Here is an 18863-nt window from a genome sequence, read left to right on the forward strand (position 1 = left end):
CGCTATGCCAAGCGGGTTTTTTTATTTGTTTTCGTCTTCCTCTTCATAGCCATCGCGCTCCGCTTCATCTTTCCAATGACTCTTTGGATAACCAAAGCTATTAATTTGTGTGATCATCGGATGCTCAATATTCAATGGTTTCAGCCCCTTCATTTCGTTTGACAAGCTCCAGACGCGCACCATGTTTTTTCTGTATTTCCTCAGCCGTTCTGATTAAGCGCCCCTTGTTATTCATCCGTACAAGATCCTCGCTAATGTTTCTAATACTGCCAGCCATACTTGCCACTTCTTCGTAATTGCCGTCACGTAATTCTTGATGAGCAAGATGTAAAAGCTGGTTTATACAATCAATCGTTGCCTTTGCTCTCGATACGTCTCCGCTTAAAAACTGTTTTTCAATCATGCTCATGCTAGAACCGCCTCTCTATCCTGTCTTTTGTGCATTGCCACCTCTGCGACAATGGCCTTTTTAGACCATTTTTCCGTCAGTTCTTGTATTTGCAAACCAAACTCTCTCGACATTGAGTACATGAGCGTCTTGTTTGCCTGCGTTAGATCATAAATCTGCTTTATCGCCTGCATTGGAAGCTCCCCATGTTTCCCCGGACGGGTATTGTTCAACCACTCCGCAAGCTCTTTAGTTGCTTGCTTGGCATCTTCCATTTCATGGACTAAGTTGATCAATGCCTTATGAGCACAATCATTTAGGGCGGGATTAATTGGTGCGGCTGCCATTGGGTGAAGCTTGAAAATGTAGTGTACGAGATCAATATGTTCGTATGCTCCGCAAGCTTTGAACCAGTTGATGCACAATTCAGGTGTAGGTCTGACATAACCATTTTCAATGTCTGATACATTCCTCTGATCACGCCCTCCAATTAATGTGCCTAGCTGATACTGCGAATATCCGGCTTCCTTCCTTACTTTTCTAAGAATTTCAGGTAAATTCCGCTGATTATACGGGCTGTTCTGCATTTGTTCCCATCCTTCTTTATACGATTTTTATTGGTAAAATTTATTAATGAAGGGATACAGCAGGATCTAGGAAACCCTGCGTGGAACCCAGTTAACAATGTAATTAACAGCAACTTGCATGTCTTTTCTCTTTAAATCTTTATAGCTGGATACGGCGAAACGATCTTTAATTTCCCGATGAAGTTCGCTGAAAAGCCGCTTACGCTCTGATCCATCTTCTGTAAAACTGTAAACCCTAGAAGCAACGGCTTTTTGAATCCGTCTTTGCTCACCATGATCAAGTGTGATCTGCTCATCCACTTTGGTGTCCAATTCAAGGATTTTCTTTTCATGTGTGCTTAATTTCTTAGACATCTCGTCTTGTCGCTGTGATGTCTCCAACAAGAGTTTAAGGGACTCAATGCGCTGTTCTCTTTCGGTTAAAGGTTTTGGAACACCAAAGTGACCATTCTTTCTAATTGAAGGGATGACTTCAATTGCCAGCCAGTCTTGAAATTGTTCTGCAACTTCGTTAGATGCTTTAAACGCCAGCTTGTACACAAGTGGTTCAGGAATGAAATCACCTCTCCCCACTTCTGGGGAATTTTTCGGAAGGTATTCATTCACTCGCTCCCATCGAATGTACTGTTTGTTATTTTTCTCTTGGACAAACCCTAGAGATTTCGCAACTTGTTCAGCATCAAAAATAATTAAATCACCTTCGATTTTTGCTGATACTTCAAACATTTCATTTTTAAATAACTGTGGGTTGTTCATGCGGTAGTGACCTCCTGAATGTAAGATGAATTATTCTTAATCCATTCAAAAACTTCATCTCTTGGGTACCTAGCTTGAATTTGAGTGAGTTTAGGAAAATCAGGTCTAGCTGTTATTTTTGATACCGTTGGTCTTTTGACTGAAAGAATTTGTATTAAATGATCGACATTTAAAACGGGTGGATACGAGTATTTTTTCATGCCGTCTTCAACGCCTTTTTCATAAGCTTCTTGGAAAAGCTTTTGCATTTGCTCTTGAAACACGGTGGCTGTCATTTCATCAAAAGTGATAACTGTCTGTGGCATGTCATAACCTCCTATTGGATTTTTCTACCTTTCAGCCGATATTATCTCTGAAAGGTGGTGAGTATTAATGGGCATACCTACACATGAAAACAAATTTGTTAAATCCTGTTTAAGATGCAAAAGAGAAATAAATGATTTGCAAGAAGACCATGTATACTGTACAAAATGTGCGTCTCCATTAAGAAATGAATGCACAGCAACTGATCATTTCACAGATGGGCAAGGAGTATCTTTCCACTCTGGTGATGACATTTATATCTTGGAACCAGACAATGCATTTTGTCCTAAATGTGGTTCAGAATCTCTATTCAACCAACGAGGTCTAATCGATGTTGAATATCCAAGAGCAGAAGTAGTAAGACAGCAAATCATCACATCAGATGAAGATTTGCCATTCTAAGAATGCAAAGGTAGTTTCGATCCGCATCGAGTGCAAAAGTTAGCATCTAAAATATGCTTATCTTTCTTGCACTTGGTGCATTGAATTAACTTCGAATCAACTTGAAACGTTTTTTTGTTTTCCATGCTCATGCTCCTTTCAAATTGAATTAGGCTGTGTTAGTCTGAGAATCTTGTCCTTTTTGATTAAAAAAAAGAGCCTTTATATCCGTACCTAAAATTTCACTGACTTTAAACGCATCATCCATTTTAGGTTTAGAGTAACCATTCTCCCAATTAGAAATAGTTGATTTCTTACAATTGAGTTTAAAAGCAAGTTCTTCCTGCGTTAAGCCTTTGGCTTTTCTAGCTTGAACCAATTTTAGATTTTTCATCTTGCTCACCACCTTTGTATAAGATTCTTGTACTTGTTGTTTTCATTATAGGTATAAGATTCTTGTATGTCAACATAAAAGTATGAATTTCTTATACTTTTGTTTAATAAGCTTTTCTTTATAGTACAATAAACTTGTACTTTTAAATTGGAGGAAACTGTCATGCTCTCTAAAAGATTAAAGAGTGTCAGAAAGAATAAAGGATTAACACAAGAAGAATTGGCTAAACGTGTTAAAACAACAAAAGGAACCATAAGCAATTATGAAAACGGACATAGTACGCCATCTAATGAAATGCTTAAAGATTTAGCTGACGCATTAAATACAACCACTGATTATCTTCTTGGTAGAACTGAAAACATTTCCACGGAACAAGTTGAATATGATTTTAACGATCCTGATTTACAGATCGCTTTCAAAGATGCGTCTGACTTTTCCGAAGAAGCTAGAAAACAAACTATAGACTTTATCAATTACATTAAAGAAAAAGAAAAGAAAAGTGGCCGTACTTTTAAAAAAAATAAAGACCGCAACAAATAATTCAAAAATGCTTACATGGAATATATATTATTATTGTTTAGTTTAATTAATGCTGAAGGTTTTGCCTCAATTTTTGAGGTGAAGTCTTAGGTTGAATGACTGTTCAACCTCAAAATTTGCGGTAGAGTCTACAATCATTTTTTTGCAGTAATAAAGGGGCGTTATTTAGATGAGTGAAAAGAAGAAAAAGAATCACAATCAAATTGTTGCAGAATACATAGAACGGCATAATTATAAAAAAGGAGACTTAACAAACGGCAGTATAAAGGGGTATGGAGCATTAGATATTACATTAATATCTGTACACAATGTAGGATTTGATGTCTTTTTAATGAAAAATGATAATGTTCATAATGTGGAATCTTTTAAGTGGGAACAATTTTCACAAACAGATATTGATAAATTTGCTCTTAGCACCGAATTTGCATTGACTGGTGAAAAAGAAATCACTTTAAAAATTGCAGATGACAAACCCTTTTACTCACAACTTGAAGAACACAATATTAAGATGATTCTCAAAAAAAGAAAGTGGCAAAATAAAATTTTAGGGTTCCGCTCTCAAAGTAAATTCAAGATGATTATTGCAACGATAACATACTTAGCAGCACTGTCATTAATTGTAGTGCCTATCATTGCATACAACCTCCCAGGCGCTAAACAAGAACGTGCAGCCATTGAAGAGGCTAAAATAAAACAAGAAGCAGCCGAAAAGGAAGATAGAGAAAAAGAAGCTGTGGAGGCCGAAGAATTCAACAAAAAACAGGCCGCTAATAAGAAAGAACAAGAAGAAAATATTAAAGAATTAGAGATTGATACTAAAGATCGCCTTAAAGAATATGTAGACAATAGCGATGGCCTATTATTCAAAATCGAACCTATGACTAACAGTTGGGAACATGTTTATGCATTTGTATCAGAAAATTTTAAAACCATGTCTTTAAATGAAAAAGAATCATGGGTTAACGAAGCTGGATTGGATATTAAAAATAGAATTAAAGGCGGCGGAATAGCTGAAGATCCACGAGTTTATTTTGTTTATAAAGATCAATCAAAACTAGCGGTTCCCGATACATTCAATGAATCTTATAAAATTGAAGATTAGCCTATTAAAAGGCTTTTCTTTTCAAACAAAAACAGAACATACATTCTTATTTTAGGGGTGGACAAATGAAAGGACTATCTCATTTAGAAGAAGAAGTGAAGAAGATTTATACAAAAATAAACATGCTTACACCTGAAGCAATTGATATGGAACTCATGGCCGCTTCATTAAAAATATGGCTGCATTTTGAAAGAAGGCCTAGTTTCGTTTTCTGTGTGAATGACTCATACAGCATGGTTATTGATAAACGTTTAAATAAAAAACAACAATGGGAAGATTTTGGTCATGAGTTATGTCATGTAATTAAGCACTATGGGAACCAATTTGATATGCACAAGCTCTTTCGAGAATTGCAAGAATACCAGGCTAATAGTTTCATGTATCATTTCTGTGTCCCCTCTTTTATGCTTCAAAAACTGAACCTGCCTTCTTTGCAATCTGAAGCGATAAAGTTAATTGGAGACACCTTTAATGTGACTTACTCTTTTGCCGCTGTCCGCTTAGAAATGTTTAGAAGAAAAAGCTTTGCTTTTGCTTTATATGAGAATTCCTTAAAACAAATTAATTGAGGAGGATTAAGCATGGGAAGACTTCAAAAATACGAGACCAAAAAAGGCGACCGCTGGATGTTTATAATTGAGGATGGAGTAAATCCCCAAACAGGCAAACGGCAAAGAATTGTAAGAAGAGGCTTCACTAAAAGAAAACATGCAGCTGATGCTATGATCGATTTGGAATACATTCTCGGCAAGGCAAAATTAGACTTAAAAAATGATATTACATTCAAAGATATGGCCGCTGAATGGTTAGATGTTTACAGTAACACGGATAGAAAAATTAGCACCATTAGAGTTAGAAAGCATGAAATTGGTCATTTAAATACATTCTTCGGTTTTCGTAAGCTAAAGGATATTACTAAAAAAATGTATCAGGATGCTATAACCAATTTGAAAATCGAGAAGAAGCTATCAGAAAACACGATATCTGGTATACACGGTACCGCAAGAATGATCTTCAAACGAGCTTTGGAACAAGATTTGATCTTTGTTGATCCATCTGCGTTTGCTTACTTGCCAAAAGATAAGAAGACTGTCGAAGAAATAGAAAATGAAAAAATAGAAGAAAAATACTTTGAGAAGAATGAATTAAAACACTTTTTAGATACAGCTTATCAATTAAATTTTGAGTATTACGTTATGTTCTATTTGTTAGCTTGGACCGGTTTAAGAGCTGGTGAGCTTGCAGCTTTAAAGTGGTCAGATATTGATTTCAAGGAATGTACCATCAGTGTTACAAAAACTTATTACAACCCAAGCAACAGCACAAAAAAATATACTCTCTTACCTCCTAAAACTAAAGGTTCTATTAGAAAAATTGACGTTGAAAGTGAAGTTCTACAAGCTCTAAATAAATTTCGAATCCAACAAAATGAAATAAGAATGCAGATGAAACATGAATGGCACGATCATAATTTTGTTTTCGCTAGAATTAAGGGACCTTATTGGGGATATCCTCACTTTATTAAGACTATTGAAAATAGGTTTAATGCAGTTCTAAAAAAGTCAGGGATACAGAAGAAACTAACTCCTCATTCTTTAAGACACACCCATACTTCACTTCTTGCTGAGGCTGGTGTGGATCTTCAAAGGATAATGGATAGACTTGGACATACAGAAGATCAAACAACAACCAAAATATACCTTCACATAACAAAAGACCGAAAAAAAGAAGCTTCTCAAAAGTTCGGAGAACTAATGAAAAGCCTCTAATTTATCTATATGGCATCAAAATGGCACCAAAACGAGTGTGACTTACGGATAAACCCTTATTAATCAAGGGTTTAAATCCGTAATTACATCATTCCACCCATGCCGCCCATGCCGCCCATGTCTGGCATTCCGCCACCTGAGCCGCCTTCTTCTGGTTTGTCAGCTACGACTGCTTCAGTTGTAAGAAGCATAGCTGCAACAGAAGCTGCGTTTTGAAGTGCAGAGCGAGTTACTTTTGTTGGGTCAACGATTCCTTTTTCAATCATGTTTACCCATTCGTTTGTTGCTGCGTTGAAGCCTACGCCAATTTCTTCGTTTTTCAAGCGCTCAACGATGACTGATCCTTCAAGACCTGCGTTGTGAGCGATTTGACGGATCGGCTCTTCAAGAGAACGTAGAACGATGTTGACACCAGTTTGAACGTCACCTTCAGCTTCGATTGAAGCGACTTTGTTGTATACATTCACAAGTGCTGTACCACCACCGGATACGATCCCTTCTTCAACTGCTGCACGAGTTGAGTTCAGTGCATCCTCGATGCGTAGTTTACGCTCTTTTAGTTCTGTTTCAGTAGCAGCACCAACTTTAATGACAGCGACGCCGCCAGCTAGTTTTGCAAGACGTTCTTGTAATTTTTCTTTATCGAATTCAGAAGTTGTTTCTTCTACTTGCGCACGGATTTGGTTCACACGTGCTGCGATTTGAGCAGAATCTCCTGCACCTTCAACGATGGTTGTGTTTTCTTTTGTGACAACCACTTTAGACGCGCGGCCAAGCTGACCAATTTCAGTTGATTTCAGATCAAGTCCTAGGTCTTCTGTGATTAATTCTCCGCCAGTTAGAACAGAAATGTCTTCAAGCATTGCTTTACGACGATCACCGAATCCAGGTGCTTTCACTGCCACTGCATTGAATGTACCACGAAGTTTGTTCACAACAAGTGTTGCAAGTGCTTCGCCTTCTACATCTTCAGCAATGATCAATAATGGTTTACCTTGTTGTACAACTTGCTCAAGTACAGGAAGGATTTCTTGAATGTTTGTGATCTTTTTGTCAGTGATTAAGATGTAAGGATTTTCAAGAACTGCTTCCATCTTATCAGAATCCGTCACCATGTACGGTGAAGCATATCCGCGGTCAAATTGCATTCCTTCAACCACTTCAAGCTCAGTTGTAAAACCTTTAGATTCTTCGATTGTGATAACTCCGTCGTTTCCAACACGCTCCATAGCTTCAGCGATCAAGCTTCCTACTTCTTCATCTGCTGCAGAAATAGACGCAACTTGAGCAATTGATTCTTTGCCTTCGATTGGTTTAGAAATCTCGTGTAAGCCTTCAAGTGCGACTTTCACTGCTTCTTCAATTCCTTTACGAACGCCAACAGGGTTTGCACCAGCTGTTACGTTTTTAAGGCCTTCACGGATCATTGCTTGAGCTAGAACTGTTGCCGTTGTTGTACCGTCACCAGCTACGTCGTTTGTTTTGCTTGCAACTTCAGCCACAAGTTTTGCACCCATGTTTTCAAATGCATCTTCTAATTCGATTTCTTTTGCAATTGTTACACCATCATTTGTGATAAGTGGAGAACCGAATTTTTTCTCAAGAACCACGTTACGTCCTTTAGGTCCTAAAGTTACTTTTACAGCATCTGCAAGTGCATCTACACCACGTAACATCGCACGACGTGCTTCTTCACTGAACTTAATATCTTTTGCCATAATAACGAAACCTCCTCAGTCTTTTTAGAAATATATCTCAATGCGTTTTTATGTGATTAACCAATAACAGCTAAAATGTCGCTTTCACGAAGAATTAAATATTCTTTTCCTTCATATTTCACTTCAGTGCCTGCATATTTTGAGAAGATAATGCGGTCGCCTGTATTGACTTCTAACGCAACGCGCTCACCACTTTCAAGTACACGCCCTGAACCTGCTGCAACAATTTTACCTTCTTGCGGTTTTTCTTTTGCAGAATCCGGTAAGACAATACCGCTAGCGGTTTTTTCCTCAGATTCAACGAGTTCAATGATTACGCGATCGCCTAATGGCTTTAACATAAGAAACAACCTCCTCAATTTTTATATGTAGTCTCTTTTAGCACTCATCACTAGAGAGTGCTAACACATTTATTATAATAAAGAATGTCTTCTGCAATTTCAAGTAAAAAACTCAAAAATTTTTACGCTTTCATGATCTTTTTTTATCACCGATTCTTTCCTTTTCAACGAAAAAGAAGACTTGTGTTACAATAAATCTAGTTCTTTTAGTAAAGGGGTTTTCGTTACTTGAAAAAACAATATTGGTACATCATCTTAACGTATATATTGGTACAGGTTTCTGCGATTCCTTATGTGTTCATTATGAAATGGTTAGGATACATTCAGACACCGATGACACAAGCAGAGCTCTCTGAATTGTCAGGAACCTGGACCATCATCAGCTTCTGTGTCGGATTAATCATAATTCTGCTCATTCTTCGGACTGTGCCAAAAGCTTCACTTCGGAATGAAGCACCTGTTTCCATCGGTTCTGCTATCGCCTGGATCATTGGCGGTTTCTTTCTTTCTCTGTTCACGCAATCGGTTGCTGGCATGATTGAACAATATGCATTCGGCATTGGCCGTGAGTCAGAAAACACACAAAATATTTTATCTATTATGGAGACTTTTCCTTTACTTGTCATCATCATTGCGCTGATTGGGCCAATACTTGAGGAAATCATTTTCCGGAAAATTATTTTTGGTGTGATCTATGAAAGAACGAATTTCTTCATTGGGGCACTTGTTAGTTCGGTATTTTTCGCTGCTGCACACTCTGATTTTGCCCACTTCTTGCTCTATACCGCAATGGGCTTTACTTTTTCTTTCTTATATGCAAAAACAAAACGAATCATTGTTCCAATCGGCGCACATATGCTAATGAACTCGCTCGTCATTCTTGTGCAGATTGAGCCAGTAAAAAAAATGATTGAAGAACAAACTCAAACAATGCAAATGATTATTGGAGGCTTTTTCTCATGAGAAACCCTGTCGTATGGGGCATTATTTATTTTGCCGTAGGTGTGGCGTTCACCTATATGGCCATTCAAAATCCAGGTGATATGTGGTCATTTTACAACATTTTGCTGATGGTGTTTGCGGCCTATAATATTAATATCGCGTTTAAAATGTTTGCTTTTTCTGTCAAACTGAAAAAACAGCAGCAAAAATAAACCAAAAACCATTTTCCTCTGCTTGGAAAATGGTTTTTTTATGGAGGGGATGTCTTCATGGAACAGGAAGAACTGAACATCATGAATGATCGTCATGAAACGATAGGTACAGCCGCCCGGTCTGATGTTCATGCCCAGGGCCTTTGGCATGAAACATTTCATTTCTGGCTTTTAAAAAAAGAAGATGACACAGTGTTCCTTTATTTTCAGCTTAGAAGTCCCGAAAAAAAGGATTTTCCTTCTCTCCTTGATATCACAGCAGCAGGCCATCTTCTCGCAGCTGAACAGCCTCCTGATGGTATGAGAGAGGTCGAAGAAGAGCTCGGTCTCTCCATCCCTTTTAAGGAAGTGACCTATACAGGAATCATCCAAGATGAAATTCATCTGCCATCGTTCATCGACCGTGAATTTTGCCATGTGTATCTTTATATGGAGCAAAAGGAACACATGGATGTTCATCTACAGAAAGAAGAAGTTGCTGGTCTTTATAGAGCAAAGTTAATGGATGCACAGCAGCTTTTAACAGGAGAATGCGAAAGAATTCAGATCGAGGGCTTTGACGTTGATGCAGCCGGAGAACGACGTGAGGAAAGCAGAGAAGTAGACGTACAGGATTTTGTCCCGCATGAGTCCGCATATTACAAGCACCTATTTCATGCAATCCATCAATTCCTTTCACAATAGAAAAAGCATCGTGATCACATGTTGGATCACGATGCTTTTTTTATGAGACATCAGCACTTTCTTTCTCCTCTGTTTGCTGCATTTTGCGATAGGTCACTCTTGAAATGATAATACTCACTTCATACAAAACGAGCATTGGCAAGGTAACCATGAGGTGAGAAACGAGCTCTGGCGGTGTAATCAGTGCGGCAATGACAAGGAGGACAAAATAGGCATACTTCCGTATTTTCGATAAGAACATCGGTGTAATGATGCCAAGTCTTGTGAAAAACATCAACACGACAGGCATCTGAAACAAAAACCCAAATGGAAGTGTTAACTGCATCAGAAATGTAAAATACTCATGAATCCCAATCACTTGTTCCACATGTAAATCATTCGACATCCGCATCATAAAATCGACGACAAACGGGAACAAAATAAAATAAGAGAAAGCCACACCGCTCAAAAATAAAAGCAGTGCAATCGGAATGTAAGCAAGTGTCACCTTTCTTTCTTTTTCATATAAGCCAGGACTCACAAACGCCCAAAGCTGATATAAAATCACGGGACACGTCAAAACGAGTGCAATGACAAATGCGAACTGCATAAACACGTACAGTGGATCTGTGAGCTTAAATGCGTTCAATGTCAATGTTGCCGCTTCATCAGTATTTTGCAAATACACAATGACCGGCTTAGCGAGAAAAAAACCTGCCACCATAAAGGTGACAAAAAACATCGCAATGATCACTAAACGTTTTCGCAGTTCCACAATATGCTCCATAAGCGGCATATCTTTGACATTCATGAAGCTCATCCTATTCTACTGATCTTCTTTTTTCTTTTTTTCTTCCTGATCATCAGCTAAACCTTTTGTGGCATTTTTGAATTCACGTAATGTATCTCCTGCTGCTCTTCCTAATTCAGGAAGCTTTTTCGGCCCAAAAATAATGAGCGCAACAATCGCAATTAGAATCAAACTTCCAGGACCAATCGGACCCATTTGCTCCACCCCCTTTACCCCTTTTCGTCAGTCCTCCTGCGTAACAGAATAATGCTTTAAGAAATACACAAGAGACTGAAGTTCAACCGCCAAATCTATATGATGAATTCGAATGTGTTCCGGCACATTCAATCGAGCCGGCGTAAAGTTAAGGATTCCTTTGATGCCAAGGGCAATCAAACGATCTGTAATGGACTGAGCTGCTACGGCAGGTACTGTCAAAATCGCAACAGGAATATCTCCTACCTCTTGAACATGCTCTTCAAGCTTATCCAAATCATAGACAGGCACGCCGCCTATCTCACTTCCTATTTTACTCTCATTGACGTCAAAAGCCATTGAAATTTTTGTATTATTATTTTTGATGAAATTATAGTGTAAAAAAGCAGTCCCTAAATTCCCGACACCGATGAGCATGACATTCGTCATTTCATCTTGGTCAAGGGTTTTTCTGAAGAAGGTCAAGAGGTAATCGACATTATAGCCATACCCTTTCTTCCCAAGTGCACCAAAGTACGAAAAATCTCGGCGAATAGTGGCAGAATCCACTTTGACTGCATCACTAAGCTCGGCCGATGACACCCTTTGTTTTCCTGATGCATGCAGATTTTTTAAAAAGCGGTAGTAAAGCGGCAAACGTTTGGCTGTCGCTTGTGGAATTTTTGACTGGTCTATATTCATATAAGATCCTCCAACTTAAATATCAGATGCTCTGTGAAAATCACCGTTTTTCCCGCCTGTCTTTTCAACTAGATAGGTCGGACCGATGATCATGCCTTTATCAATCGCTTTACACATGTCGTAAACGGTCAGTGCACATACTGACGCAGAAGTGAGCGCTTCCATCTCCACACCCGTACTTCCTTTTGTTTTCACCTGTACTTGTATGTTCAGAATGTGCGCATTTCCGTCTTCCTCCCAATCAAAGGAGATATCCACGCCTTTTAGTGCAAGCGGATGACACATTGGAATGATATTGGACGTTTGCTTTGCTGCCATGATGCCGGCTACCTGTGCGACAGACAGCACATCCCCTTTTCCAATTTCACGATGTTGTATTTTATCAAACACTTCTTTTATCATACGAACGCTTGAAACAGCAACGGCGGTTCTCACTGTAGACGATTTATCACTAATGTCGACCATCTTTGCTCTTCCTTGTTCGTTAAAGTGGCTAAATTGACTCATCTTTCAACGCTCCCTCACTCAAATCATACACTATTTTTCCTTATCTGTCTTTCATTTGACCATGGCTGTCGTCTATAAGATTTGCCGGTTTACTGCTGATAAGCTACACTTAACATATTATAGCAGAGGTGAAGTTACATGATGATTCTACAAGTGAATCAGCTGTCAAAATCGTTTGGCGCTGATACCGTTTTAACGAATATAAAATTGGAAGTCAAAGCAAAGGATCGTATTGCCATTGTCGGCCGTAACGGTGCAGGCAAATCCACGCTTTTAAAAATCATTGCCGGTCAAATGTCTTACGAACAAGGTGAGATCATCAAACCGAAAGACCTATCTATTGGTTATTTAGCACAGCACACCGATGTGACGTCTACACGTACGTTAAAGGACGAACTCCTATCGGTTTTTGATCATTTAAAAGAGATGGAACAAGAGATGAGAGCCATTGAAGAACAGATGGCTTCTTCCACAGGCTCAGAACTAGATTCCCTGATGAAAACCTATGACAGGCTGCAACAGGCTTTTAAAGATCAAGGCGGCTATCAATATGAAGCAGATGTCCGCTCCATTCTTCATGGACTCGGCTTTAGCCATTTTGAAGATCACACAACCGTCCAATCCTTAAGCGGCGGCCAGAAAACCCGTCTAGCGCTTGGAAAGCTCTTATTGATGAAACCAGAACTCTTAATTCTGGATGAGCCGACCAACCATCTAGATATTGATACCTTATCATGGCTTGAGCAGTATTTGCAAAATTATACAGGGGCGATTCTCATCGTTTCCCATGACCGATATTTCTTAGACAAAGTCGTGAACCATGTATATGAAGTATCAAGAACAGCCATGAAGAAGTTTGCGGGAAACTATAGCAAGTATCTTGACCAAAAAGCTGAACAGCTAGAGCGTGATATGAAGCTGTATGAAAAACAGCAAGAAGAAATCTCGAAGCTCCAGGATTTCGTCGATCGCAACCTAGCAAGAGCCTCTACAACAAAACGCGCTCAAAGTAGACGGAAGCAGCTGGAACGAATGGATCGCTTAGACAAGCCATTAGGTGATGAAAAATCGGCAAGCTTCCATTTTGATATTACAAGACAGAGCGGTAACGATGTGCTGAAGGTACATGATCTTGATATTAGTTATGATGAAAAAACGCCGCTTCTATCCTCCCTCTCTTTTCATATAAAACGCGGGGATAGCGTGGCACTGATTGGTCCTAACGGGATCGGCAAATCAACTCTTTTAAAAACATTAACGAATACGCTGAAGCCTGTAAAAGGAGATATCATCTTTGGCTCTCATGTGACGATTGGCTACTATGATCAAGAACAAGCCAAGCTCACATCATCCAAGAAAGTACTTAATGAGCTTTGGGATGATTATCCGCATATGACTGAAAAAGAAATTCGGACATGCTTAGGGAACTTCCTTTTCTCAGGGGATGATGTCTTAAAGCCTGTACATGCATTAAGCGGTGGAGAAAAAGCACGCCTTGCCCTCGCAAAGCTGATGCTGCAAAAGGCCAATTTCCTCATTCTCGATGAACCGACGAACCATCTTGACTTAGATAGTAAAGAAATTTTAGAGAATGCACTAATTGATTATCCAGGAACCATTTTGTTCGTTTCGCATGACCGATATTTTATCAATCGCCTGGCAACAAAAGTACTCGAGCTCTCACCAAATGAAACAACTGAATACCTCGGTGACTACGACTACTATCTTGAAAAGAAAAACGAACAATTAGAGCTTGAAGCACTTCAAACTCAGGAGACGCATAAAAAACAAGCAGCAAAACCAGTAGAAACAGCCAAGCTTTCTTATGCGGAAGAAAAAGAATTGAAAAAGAAAGAAAGACAAAAACAACGCAGAATCGAAGAAATTGAAGAGCGGATCGCTGTTATTGAAGACAAGCTCGCTGAAAATGAACAGCTTTTGTGTGATCCTGCTATTTTCCAAGATCATGAGAAGGTACAAGCCATGCAAACAGAAAATGATTCTCTCAACCAAGAGATGGAATCCCTTTTTGCAGAATGGGAAGATCTATTAAATGCTTAAAGAGCGCCCTAACGGGTGCTCTTTTTTCTGTGAGCGAAAACTTCTTATCCACAAAAGTACCCACAACAACTTCTTGATTATCCTTAAATATATTAAAGTTATCCACTTTATCCACAGTGTTTTAATCACATATCCACATAAAAGATCCTGTTTATACACATTCTTCTCATTTTAAAACAAAATTTTCTAACAATTGTGGATATATAACGTTTACATGTGAATAAATCGTTTTCATTTTCATAAAAAAACCCCTGTATATCCACAGGAGTTCTCATTCATAGGACACAAGCGGCAATCCCGGCTGACCATTCATAGCCATATCGCCTCTTATTCCTTTTTCAAACGCAATGGTTCCCGCAGCAGCAATCATAGCTGCATTGTCTGTACAAAGAGACAATGGCGGAATGATAACATTGACTTCAGGCAGCTTCGCAAAGGCTGATGTTAAGGCTTCTCTAAGGCCTTTATTGGCAGCAACCCCACCAGCTAAAACGACTTGCTTCACACCGTACGCTTCAGCCGCTTTTAATGTCTTTCCGACTAGCACCTCAATGACGCTTTCTTGGAAACTTGCAGCCAAATCCTCTGGAGCAATCGTTTCACCTTTTTGAGACGCATTGTGCAGTGTGTTGATCACAGCTGATTTTAAACCGCTAAAACTAAAATGGTAGGAGCCTTCTTCAAGCCATGCGCGAGGAAGCTTGATTACAGGCTCCCCTTCATGTGCTAATCGATCAATGTGAGGTCCACCTGGATATGGAAGACCCATCGTCCGAGCCACTTTGTCATACGCTTCTCCAGCCGCATCATCCAATGTTTCTCCAATGACCTCAAAAGACCCATGCTCTTTCATGAGAACGAGCTCAGTATGTCCCCCAGAAACGACAAGAGCTAAACATGGAAACACCAGTTCATCAACGAGCTGGTTCGCATAAATGTGTCCAGCAATATGATGAACACCGACAAGTGGAATTTGATGTGCGAAGCTCAGTGCTTTGGCTGCATTGACACCTATCAATAGTGCACCGACTAAGCCCGGTCCTTCTGTCACAGCAATGGCATCTAAATCCTGAAAGGTCATATTGGCCTGAGCCATCACTTCTTCTAATACGATGGTCATTTGTTCCACATGATGTCTTGAAGCGATTTCTGGCACAACACCGCCAAATCGTTTGTGACTTTCTATTTGTGAGGCGACAACGTTCGCTACAATCTCTTTCCCATTTTTCACAATGGACGCAGCGGTTTCGTCACAGCTTGTTTCTATACCTAATATGAATCGATCTTTTTGTTCACTCATTTATATTCACCCACATGACTAATGCATCTTCCCCATTATCTGTATAATAGTTCTTTCGAATAGAAGCTGGTCGGAAACCAAGTTTTTCATAAAGGGATTGTGCTGGAGTATTCGATACCCGCACCTCTAATGAAAGATGATCTGTCTTTTTTTCTTTGCAAAATTCCATAACATATCGCAGCAATGCTTCTCCGTAACCTTTTCCTCTATGCTCAGGCAGAATCGCAATGTTCGTAATTTGTGCATCGTCCATGACAATCCAGACCCCGCAATAACCAACAGGCTCACCAGCTTCTTCGATGAGGAAATAATGGCTGTATTGGTTATGGAGAATCTCATAGACAAACGATTCTTTTTTCCAAGGTGCTGTAAACGAATGCACTTCGATCGTATACACCTCAGGAATGTCCTCTACTGTCATTCTTCGAATCCCTACTGTGTGGAGATTATTTTTGTCCTTCAAGCCATTTCACTTCCGCTTCTGCCAAACGAATATAGTTAGGAACTAGCTGATGTACATCTTCAGCAGAGCGATCTGCCCCTAAACATGCAAGCACTGAAGGTCTTGGATTATGAAATGTCCCCTCCGCCAAAACAGCCTTTTCTCCAAGTACGGAGCGAATGCTCTCTTGATGAAGATGCACATCATGTCCAAGAAATAAGACAGGCTTCCCCTCCTTCTTCAGCTCTTGAAGCCAATCTGTGAGCAGGATATTTTGGTCTGGTTTGACTTCTTTTATTTTTCCAGCTTCAAACGTATATAGCCCAGTATAAACTTGTCCTCTTCTCGCATCAAATATAGGCGAGATCCATCCATCAAAATATTGAGCATTAGCTGCCAGCGTTTCTAAACTTGAAACAGCAGATACCGGAATAGACAGCGTCCAAGCGAGTGTTTTTGCAATGGTCACACCGATTCTGACACCAGTGTAAGAACCAGGTCCTTTTGCCACAACAATTTTGCTTAATTCACTCGGCGCTATACCGCATTCTTTCATCAGTGCTTCAACTGTCGGCATCGCTCGGACTGAATGATTCTTTTTTAAGTACGTAATGCTTTCTCCAATCACAGTGTCGTCTCGGACAAGAGCAATTCCTAGTGTGTGGTTTGACGTATCAATCGCCAGTATGGTCAAATTCTTTCATCTCCTTACAAAGGGTCTCATAGCGCTCCCCTTTTGCATAAAACGTGAGATGACGTTCTTCTTCACGTTCTGTTCTCAGCATTTCAATTTTTAAATAGGATGAAGGCAATTGTGGCTCAATGAGATGTGCCCATTCAACCAAGCATACACCCTCTCCCTCAAAATATTCTTCGAGCCCAATATCTTCTTCCGCATCTTCCATACGGTACACGTCCATATGATAAAGTGGCAGCCTGCCATCTGTGTATTCTTTTATAATTGTAAAAGTAGGGCTGTTGACGATACGGGTAATACCGAGGCCTTCTGCAAATCCTTTTGAAAAAGTGGTTTTACCTGCGCCTAGATCTCCTTCTAATGTCAGTACATCTCCTGGCATCACAAGTTTGGCCAAGGCAGCGGCAATTCGTTTCGTCTCATCCGCACCTTTTGTTTTCCACGTTAACTGCACGATGGGTGTCACCTCATTTCTTAAAATGATTATATCCTTTTTTCATTAATATTGTTTGTTGATCATTGTCTTTTAAGATCACACTGGCTGCTTCATCACCTTTGACTTGTCCAATGCACGTAACCTGAATGCCCTGCTTTTTACATTGTGTCTCAAAGCTTTCCCAATCAGCCGCTGGAATCGTACCAGTTAAAACAAAGTCTTCTCCCCCGAACAACACCCATTCAAGCCAGTCTTTACGTAACAACGGTAAATCTGGGTGCTTCGGAAGCTTATCAGCTTCGATTTCCAACGTCACATGACTGGCTTCCGCAATTTCGTTCAGCTCACTCGCTAATCCGTCACTCACATCATTCAAGGTCACCCGGGGGAAGCTTGAACAAATAAGACCAGCAGCAACGTGCGGCTGCGGCATTTTGTGACGCTCAAGAAAAAAAGCAGTGTCGATTGAATGTGCAGCATTCACTTCATTCATTAAGAGTGATAGCCCAGCAGCAGCTGAACCTAATTCACCTGTGACAAAGACAACATCTCCTGCCCTGGCACTGTGACGGTAACAGGCTGCTCCCTTTGGCACTTCACCAATGACCGTCACTGTAATAACAAAGTCACTGCGGGTGGCTACCGTATCTCCACCGATTAAATCCATATGATAGGTGTCAGCCAAAGCGTTCATTCCCTCGTAAAGAGCAGTGACAATTGCCTCATCACCATGAGGCGGGATCGCAATGGATACAAGATAATACTTTGGGGTTCCTCCCATGGCCGCAATATCACTTACATTAACTGCCAGTGCTTTAAATCCAACTTCAAAGGGTGTGGAAAAATCAAATCGAAAATGTACATGCTCCACCATTGTATCAACACAAACGACCTCTTCACAATGTGAATGAGGTTGATAAACACTAGCATCATCACCGATACCCATGACCAAAGAACGCTGATGTGTTTCTTTTGGTGTAATTCGGCGAATAAGATCAAATTCATCCATAAAAGACAGCCCCTTCATCCAATCAAATGATTGAGTAGACATGATGTCAGACACAGTTAGTATTAGTGTAGCGAATATGAGCCTCAGTTCCAACTAAAAATGATATAAAGAAAGCCTGGTATAAAAAAACCAGGCTTTGTTGAATGAAGTCATTATCTTTTCTTTTCACATATAGTGTAGCCAAACAGACGATATTTCATCGCATCATTCATACTTGTTGAAAGAAAAAGACATAAAAAAAAACGAAACTATACGTTTTCGTTTACAAGTCATAAAAATGGCGGTCCGGACGGGACTCGAACCCGCGACCTCCTGCGTGACAGGCAGGCATTCTAACCAACTGAACTACCGGACCATTTTGGTTGCGGGGGCAGGATTTGAACCTGCGACCTTCGGGTTATGAGCCCGACGAGCTACCGAACTGCTCCACCCCGCGACGATATAAAAACAACAAGCTTGGCGGCGTCCTACTCTCACAGGGGGAAACCCCCAACTACCATCGGCGCTGAAGAGCTTAACTTCCGTGTTCGGTATGGGAACGGGTGTGACCTCTTCGCTATCGCCACCAAACCTGATGGAGAGAATGTTCTCTCAAAACTAGATAACAATGTTCATACTTCACATTAAA

25 protein-coding genes, 2 tRNA genes and 1 rRNA gene are annotated in these 18863 nt (G+C 40.0%); 9 read left to right on the forward strand and 19 right to left on the reverse strand.

Annotation, left to right across the window (positions count from 1 at the left end; genetic code table 11):
- Window positions 1-124: 124 nt before the first annotated feature.
- From BK049_RS05220 to BK049_RS05235, 4 genes are all read right to left on the reverse strand, one after another.
- On the reverse strand, window positions 125-409 hold the full coding sequence (locus BK049_RS05220; protein ID WP_244887370.1) for a YqaH family protein: 285 nt from the start codon (window positions 407-409) through the stop codon (window positions 125-127).
- Window positions 406-975, reverse strand: a complete 570-nt coding sequence (locus tag BK049_RS05225; RefSeq protein ID WP_071168013.1) for a helix-turn-helix domain-containing protein — start codon at window positions 973-975, stop codon at window positions 406-408. The genes BK049_RS05220 and BK049_RS05225 overlap by 4 nt, the downstream gene beginning before the upstream one ends.
- A gap of 66 nt (window positions 976-1041) precedes the next feature.
- Window positions 1042-1731, reverse strand: a complete 690-nt coding sequence (locus BK049_RS05230; protein WP_045035258.1) for an ORF6C domain-containing protein — start codon at window positions 1729-1731, stop codon at window positions 1042-1044.
- Window positions 1728-2036, reverse strand: a complete 309-nt coding sequence (locus tag BK049_RS05235) for a helix-turn-helix transcriptional regulator (protein WP_071168014.1) — start codon at window positions 2034-2036, stop codon at window positions 1728-1730. The genes BK049_RS05230 and BK049_RS05235 overlap by 4 nt, the downstream gene beginning before the upstream one ends.
- Before the next feature lie 67 nt (window positions 2037-2103).
- Here BK049_RS05235 and BK049_RS05240 point away from each other — a divergent pair, with 67 nt between their 5' ends.
- Window positions 2104-2436, forward strand: a complete 333-nt coding sequence (locus BK049_RS05240; protein ID WP_071168015.1) for a hypothetical protein — start codon at window positions 2104-2106, stop codon at window positions 2434-2436.
- Window positions 2437-2584: 148 nt separating this feature from the next.
- Here the strand turns inward: BK049_RS05240 and BK049_RS05245 are convergent, their stop codons facing one another.
- On the reverse strand, window positions 2585-2809 hold the full coding sequence (locus BK049_RS05245) for a helix-turn-helix domain-containing protein (RefSeq protein WP_071168016.1): 225 nt from the start codon (window positions 2807-2809) through the stop codon (window positions 2585-2587).
- A 162-nt stretch (window positions 2810-2971) separates the two neighbouring features.
- On the opposite strand from BK049_RS05245, the gene BK049_RS05250 reads away from it, so the two are divergent.
- The 4 genes from BK049_RS05250 (at window position 2972) to BK049_RS05265 (ending at window position 6220) form a co-directional block, all read left to right on the forward strand.
- The gene (locus BK049_RS05250; protein WP_071168017.1) at window positions 2972-3349 is read left to right on the forward strand and encodes a helix-turn-helix domain-containing protein; all 378 of its coding nucleotides are present in this window, start codon (window positions 2972-2974) and stop codon (window positions 3347-3349) included.
- 169 nt (window positions 3350-3518) lie between these two features.
- Window positions 3519-4451 (forward strand): hypothetical protein, encoded by a 933-nt coding sequence (locus BK049_RS05255; protein ID WP_071168018.1) that lies wholly within the window; start codon window positions 3519-3521, stop codon window positions 4449-4451.
- A gap of 65 nt (window positions 4452-4516) precedes the next feature.
- Window positions 4517-5020: an ImmA/IrrE family metallo-endopeptidase gene (locus BK049_RS05260; RefSeq protein ID WP_071168019.1), complete on the forward strand. Its 504-nt coding sequence runs from the start codon at window positions 4517-4519 to the stop codon at window positions 5018-5020.
- A gap of 12 nt (window positions 5021-5032) precedes the next feature.
- Window positions 5033-6220, forward strand: a complete 1188-nt coding sequence (locus BK049_RS05265) for a tyrosine-type recombinase/integrase (protein WP_071168020.1) — start codon at window positions 5033-5035, stop codon at window positions 6218-6220.
- A gap of 83 nt (window positions 6221-6303) precedes the next feature.
- Here BK049_RS05265 and groL read toward each other — a convergent pair whose 3' ends face one another.
- Both groL and groES read right to left on the reverse strand, forming a co-directional pair.
- Window positions 6304-7938, reverse strand: a complete 1635-nt coding sequence (groL, locus tag BK049_RS05270) for a chaperonin GroEL (protein ID WP_008355697.1) — start codon at window positions 7936-7938, stop codon at window positions 6304-6306.
- 56 nt (window positions 7939-7994) lie between these two features.
- Window positions 7995-8279 carry a co-chaperone GroES gene (groES, locus tag BK049_RS05275; protein WP_003214120.1) on the reverse strand — a complete coding sequence of 95 codons (285 nt, stop codon included), beginning with the start codon at window positions 8277-8279 and terminating at the stop codon, window positions 7995-7997.
- Between the two features lie 228 nt (window positions 8280-8507).
- Here groES and BK049_RS05280 point away from each other — a divergent pair, with 228 nt between their 5' ends.
- Genes BK049_RS05280 through BK049_RS05290 form a run of 3 tightly spaced genes read left to right on the forward strand, consistent with a single transcriptional unit; the run spans window position 8508 to window position 10117 of the window.
- Window positions 8508-9242 carry a CPBP family intramembrane glutamic endopeptidase gene (locus tag BK049_RS05280; RefSeq protein WP_071168021.1) on the forward strand — a complete coding sequence of 245 codons (735 nt, stop codon included), beginning with the start codon at window positions 8508-8510 and terminating at the stop codon, window positions 9240-9242.
- On the forward strand, window positions 9239-9433 hold the full coding sequence (locus tag BK049_RS05285) for a YdiK family protein (protein ID WP_008355695.1): 195 nt from the start codon (window positions 9239-9241) through the stop codon (window positions 9431-9433). The genes BK049_RS05280 and BK049_RS05285 overlap by 4 nt, the downstream gene beginning before the upstream one ends.
- A 57-nt stretch (window positions 9434-9490) precedes the next feature.
- A complete protein-coding gene (locus BK049_RS05290; RefSeq protein ID WP_008355693.1) occupies window positions 9491-10117 on the forward strand; it encodes an NUDIX hydrolase in 627 nt (208 codons plus the stop codon).
- Between the two features lie 40 nt (window positions 10118-10157).
- On the opposite strand, the gene tatC is transcribed toward BK049_RS05290, so the two are convergent.
- From tatC to moaC, 4 genes are read right to left on the reverse strand one after another with little or no spacing between them, the layout of a single operon-like run.
- On the reverse strand, window positions 10158-10916 hold the full coding sequence (gene tatC, locus BK049_RS05295) for a twin-arginine translocase subunit TatC (protein WP_145939393.1): 759 nt from the start codon (window positions 10914-10916) through the stop codon (window positions 10158-10160).
- A gap of 6 nt (window positions 10917-10922) precedes the next feature.
- Window positions 10923-11102, reverse strand: coding sequence for a twin-arginine translocase TatA/TatE family subunit (locus BK049_RS05300; protein ID WP_008355689.1), 180 nt, complete (start codon window positions 11100-11102; stop codon window positions 10923-10925).
- A gap of 27 nt (window positions 11103-11129) precedes the next feature.
- Window positions 11130-11783: a redox-sensing transcriptional repressor Rex gene (locus BK049_RS05305; protein WP_008355687.1), complete on the reverse strand. Its 654-nt coding sequence runs from the start codon at window positions 11781-11783 to the stop codon at window positions 11130-11132.
- 15 nt (window positions 11784-11798) lie between these two features.
- A complete protein-coding gene (gene moaC / locus BK049_RS05310; protein WP_071168023.1) occupies window positions 11799-12290 on the reverse strand; it encodes a cyclic pyranopterin monophosphate synthase MoaC in 492 nt (163 codons plus the stop codon).
- Window positions 12291-12428: 138 nt separating this feature from the next.
- Here moaC and BK049_RS05315 point away from each other — a divergent pair, with 138 nt between their 5' ends.
- Window positions 12429-14351: an ABC transporter ATP-binding protein gene (locus BK049_RS05315; RefSeq protein WP_071168024.1), complete on the forward strand. Its 1923-nt coding sequence runs from the start codon at window positions 12429-12431 to the stop codon at window positions 14349-14351.
- Window positions 14352-14622: 271 nt separating this feature from the next.
- Here the strand turns inward: BK049_RS05315 and tsaD are convergent, their stop codons facing one another.
- The 8 genes from tsaD to rrf all read right to left on the reverse strand — a co-directional run bounded on the left by tsaD (window position 14623) and on the right by rrf (window position 18805).
- Window positions 14623-15651, reverse strand: a complete 1029-nt coding sequence (gene tsaD / locus BK049_RS05320; RefSeq protein WP_008355682.1) for a tRNA (adenosine(37)-N6)-threonylcarbamoyltransferase complex transferase subunit TsaD — start codon at window positions 15649-15651, stop codon at window positions 14623-14625.
- Window positions 15644-16072 (reverse strand): ribosomal protein S18-alanine N-acetyltransferase, encoded by a 429-nt coding sequence (rimI, locus tag BK049_RS05325; protein ID WP_008355680.1) that lies wholly within the window; start codon window positions 16070-16072, stop codon window positions 15644-15646. The genes tsaD and rimI overlap by 8 nt, the downstream gene beginning before the upstream one ends.
- A 25-nt stretch (window positions 16073-16097) precedes the next feature.
- Window positions 16098-16787 carry a tRNA (adenosine(37)-N6)-threonylcarbamoyltransferase complex dimerization subunit type 1 TsaB gene (tsaB, locus tag BK049_RS05330; protein WP_071168025.1) on the reverse strand — a complete coding sequence of 230 codons (690 nt, stop codon included), beginning with the start codon at window positions 16785-16787 and terminating at the stop codon, window positions 16098-16100.
- A complete protein-coding gene (gene tsaE, locus BK049_RS05335; protein ID WP_034738314.1) occupies window positions 16768-17247 on the reverse strand; it encodes a tRNA (adenosine(37)-N6)-threonylcarbamoyltransferase complex ATPase subunit type 1 TsaE in 480 nt (159 codons plus the stop codon). The genes tsaB and tsaE overlap by 20 nt, the downstream gene beginning before the upstream one ends.
- A 10-nt stretch (window positions 17248-17257) precedes the next feature.
- Window positions 17258-18235, reverse strand: a complete 978-nt coding sequence (gene thiL, locus BK049_RS05340; RefSeq protein ID WP_071168026.1) for a thiamine-phosphate kinase — start codon at window positions 18233-18235, stop codon at window positions 17258-17260.
- Between the two features lie 278 nt (window positions 18236-18513).
- A tRNA-Asp gene (locus BK049_RS05345) sits at window positions 18514-18590 on the reverse strand.
- A 4-nt stretch (window positions 18591-18594) separates the two neighbouring features.
- Window positions 18595-18671 (reverse strand) — tRNA-Met (locus tag BK049_RS05350).
- 18 nt (window positions 18672-18689) lie between these two features.
- A 5S ribosomal RNA gene (gene rrf, locus BK049_RS05355) occupies window positions 18690-18805 on the reverse strand.
- Between the last annotated feature and the right edge of the window lie 58 nt (window positions 18806-18863).

Origin of the sequence: Bacillus xiamenensis (assembly GCF_001857925.1) — a bacterium.
Taxonomy (GTDB): Bacteria; Bacillota; Bacilli; order Bacillales; family Bacillaceae; genus Bacillus; species Bacillus xiamenensis.

Coding starts and splice junctions, on each gene's coding strand:
- BK049_RS05225 (WP_071168013.1), bottom strand. CDS start 975: ATGCAGAACAGCCCGTATAATCAGCGGAATTTACCTGAAATTCTTAGA.
- BK049_RS05245 (WP_071168016.1), bottom strand. CDS start 2,809: ATGAAAAATCTAAAATTGGTTCAAGCTAGAAAAGCCAAAGGCTTAACG.
- moaC (WP_071168023.1), bottom strand. CDS start 12,290: ATGAGTCAATTTAGCCACTTTAACGAACAAGGAAGAGCAAAGATGGTC.
- groL (WP_008355697.1), bottom strand. CDS start 7,938: ATGGCAAAAGATATTAAGTTCAGTGAAGAAGCACGTCGTGCGATGTTA.
- BK049_RS05235 (WP_071168014.1), bottom strand. CDS start 2,036: ATGCCACAGACAGTTATCACTTTTGATGAAATGACAGCCACCGTGTTT.
- BK049_RS05305 (WP_008355687.1), bottom strand. CDS start 11,783: ATGAATATAGACCAGTCAAAAATTCCACAAGCGACAGCCAAACGTTTG.
- BK049_RS05250 (WP_071168017.1), top strand. CDS start 2,972: ATGCTCTCTAAAAGATTAAAGAGTGTCAGAAAGAATAAAGGATTAACA.
- tsaD (WP_008355682.1), bottom strand. CDS start 15,651: ATGAGTGAACAAAAAGATCGATTCATATTAGGTATAGAAACAAGCTGT.
- BK049_RS05290 (WP_008355693.1), top strand. CDS start 9,491: ATGGAACAGGAAGAACTGAACATCATGAATGATCGTCATGAAACGATA.
- thiL (WP_071168026.1), bottom strand. CDS start 18,235: ATGGATGAATTTGATCTTATTCGCCGAATTACACCAAAAGAAACACAT.
- BK049_RS05220 (WP_244887370.1), bottom strand. CDS start 409: ATGAGCATGATTGAAAAACAGTTTTTAAGCGGAGACGTATCGAGAGCA.
- BK049_RS05285 (WP_008355695.1), top strand. CDS start 9,239: ATGAGAAACCCTGTCGTATGGGGCATTATTTATTTTGCCGTAGGTGTG.
- groES (WP_003214120.1), bottom strand. CDS start 8,279: ATGTTAAAGCCATTAGGCGATCGCGTAATCATTGAACTCGTTGAATCT.
- BK049_RS05255 (WP_071168018.1), top strand. CDS start 3,519: ATGAGTGAAAAGAAGAAAAAGAATCACAATCAAATTGTTGCAGAATAC.
- BK049_RS05260 (WP_071168019.1), top strand. CDS start 4,517: ATGAAAGGACTATCTCATTTAGAAGAAGAAGTGAAGAAGATTTATACA.
- tatC (WP_145939393.1), bottom strand. CDS start 10,916: ATGAGCTTCATGAATGTCAAAGATATGCCGCTTATGGAGCATATTGTG.
- rimI (WP_008355680.1), bottom strand. CDS start 16,072: ATGACAGTAGAGGACATTCCTGAGGTGTATACGATCGAAGTGCATTCG.
- BK049_RS05230 (WP_045035258.1), bottom strand. CDS start 1,731: ATGAACAACCCACAGTTATTTAAAAATGAAATGTTTGAAGTATCAGCA.
- BK049_RS05315 (WP_071168024.1), top strand. CDS start 12,429: ATGATGATTCTACAAGTGAATCAGCTGTCAAAATCGTTTGGCGCTGAT.
- BK049_RS05240 (WP_071168015.1), top strand. CDS start 2,104: ATGGGCATACCTACACATGAAAACAAATTTGTTAAATCCTGTTTAAGA.
- BK049_RS05300 (WP_008355689.1), bottom strand. CDS start 11,102: ATGGGTCCGATTGGTCCTGGAAGTTTGATTCTAATTGCGATTGTTGCG.
- BK049_RS05265 (WP_071168020.1), top strand. CDS start 5,033: ATGGGAAGACTTCAAAAATACGAGACCAAAAAAGGCGACCGCTGGATG.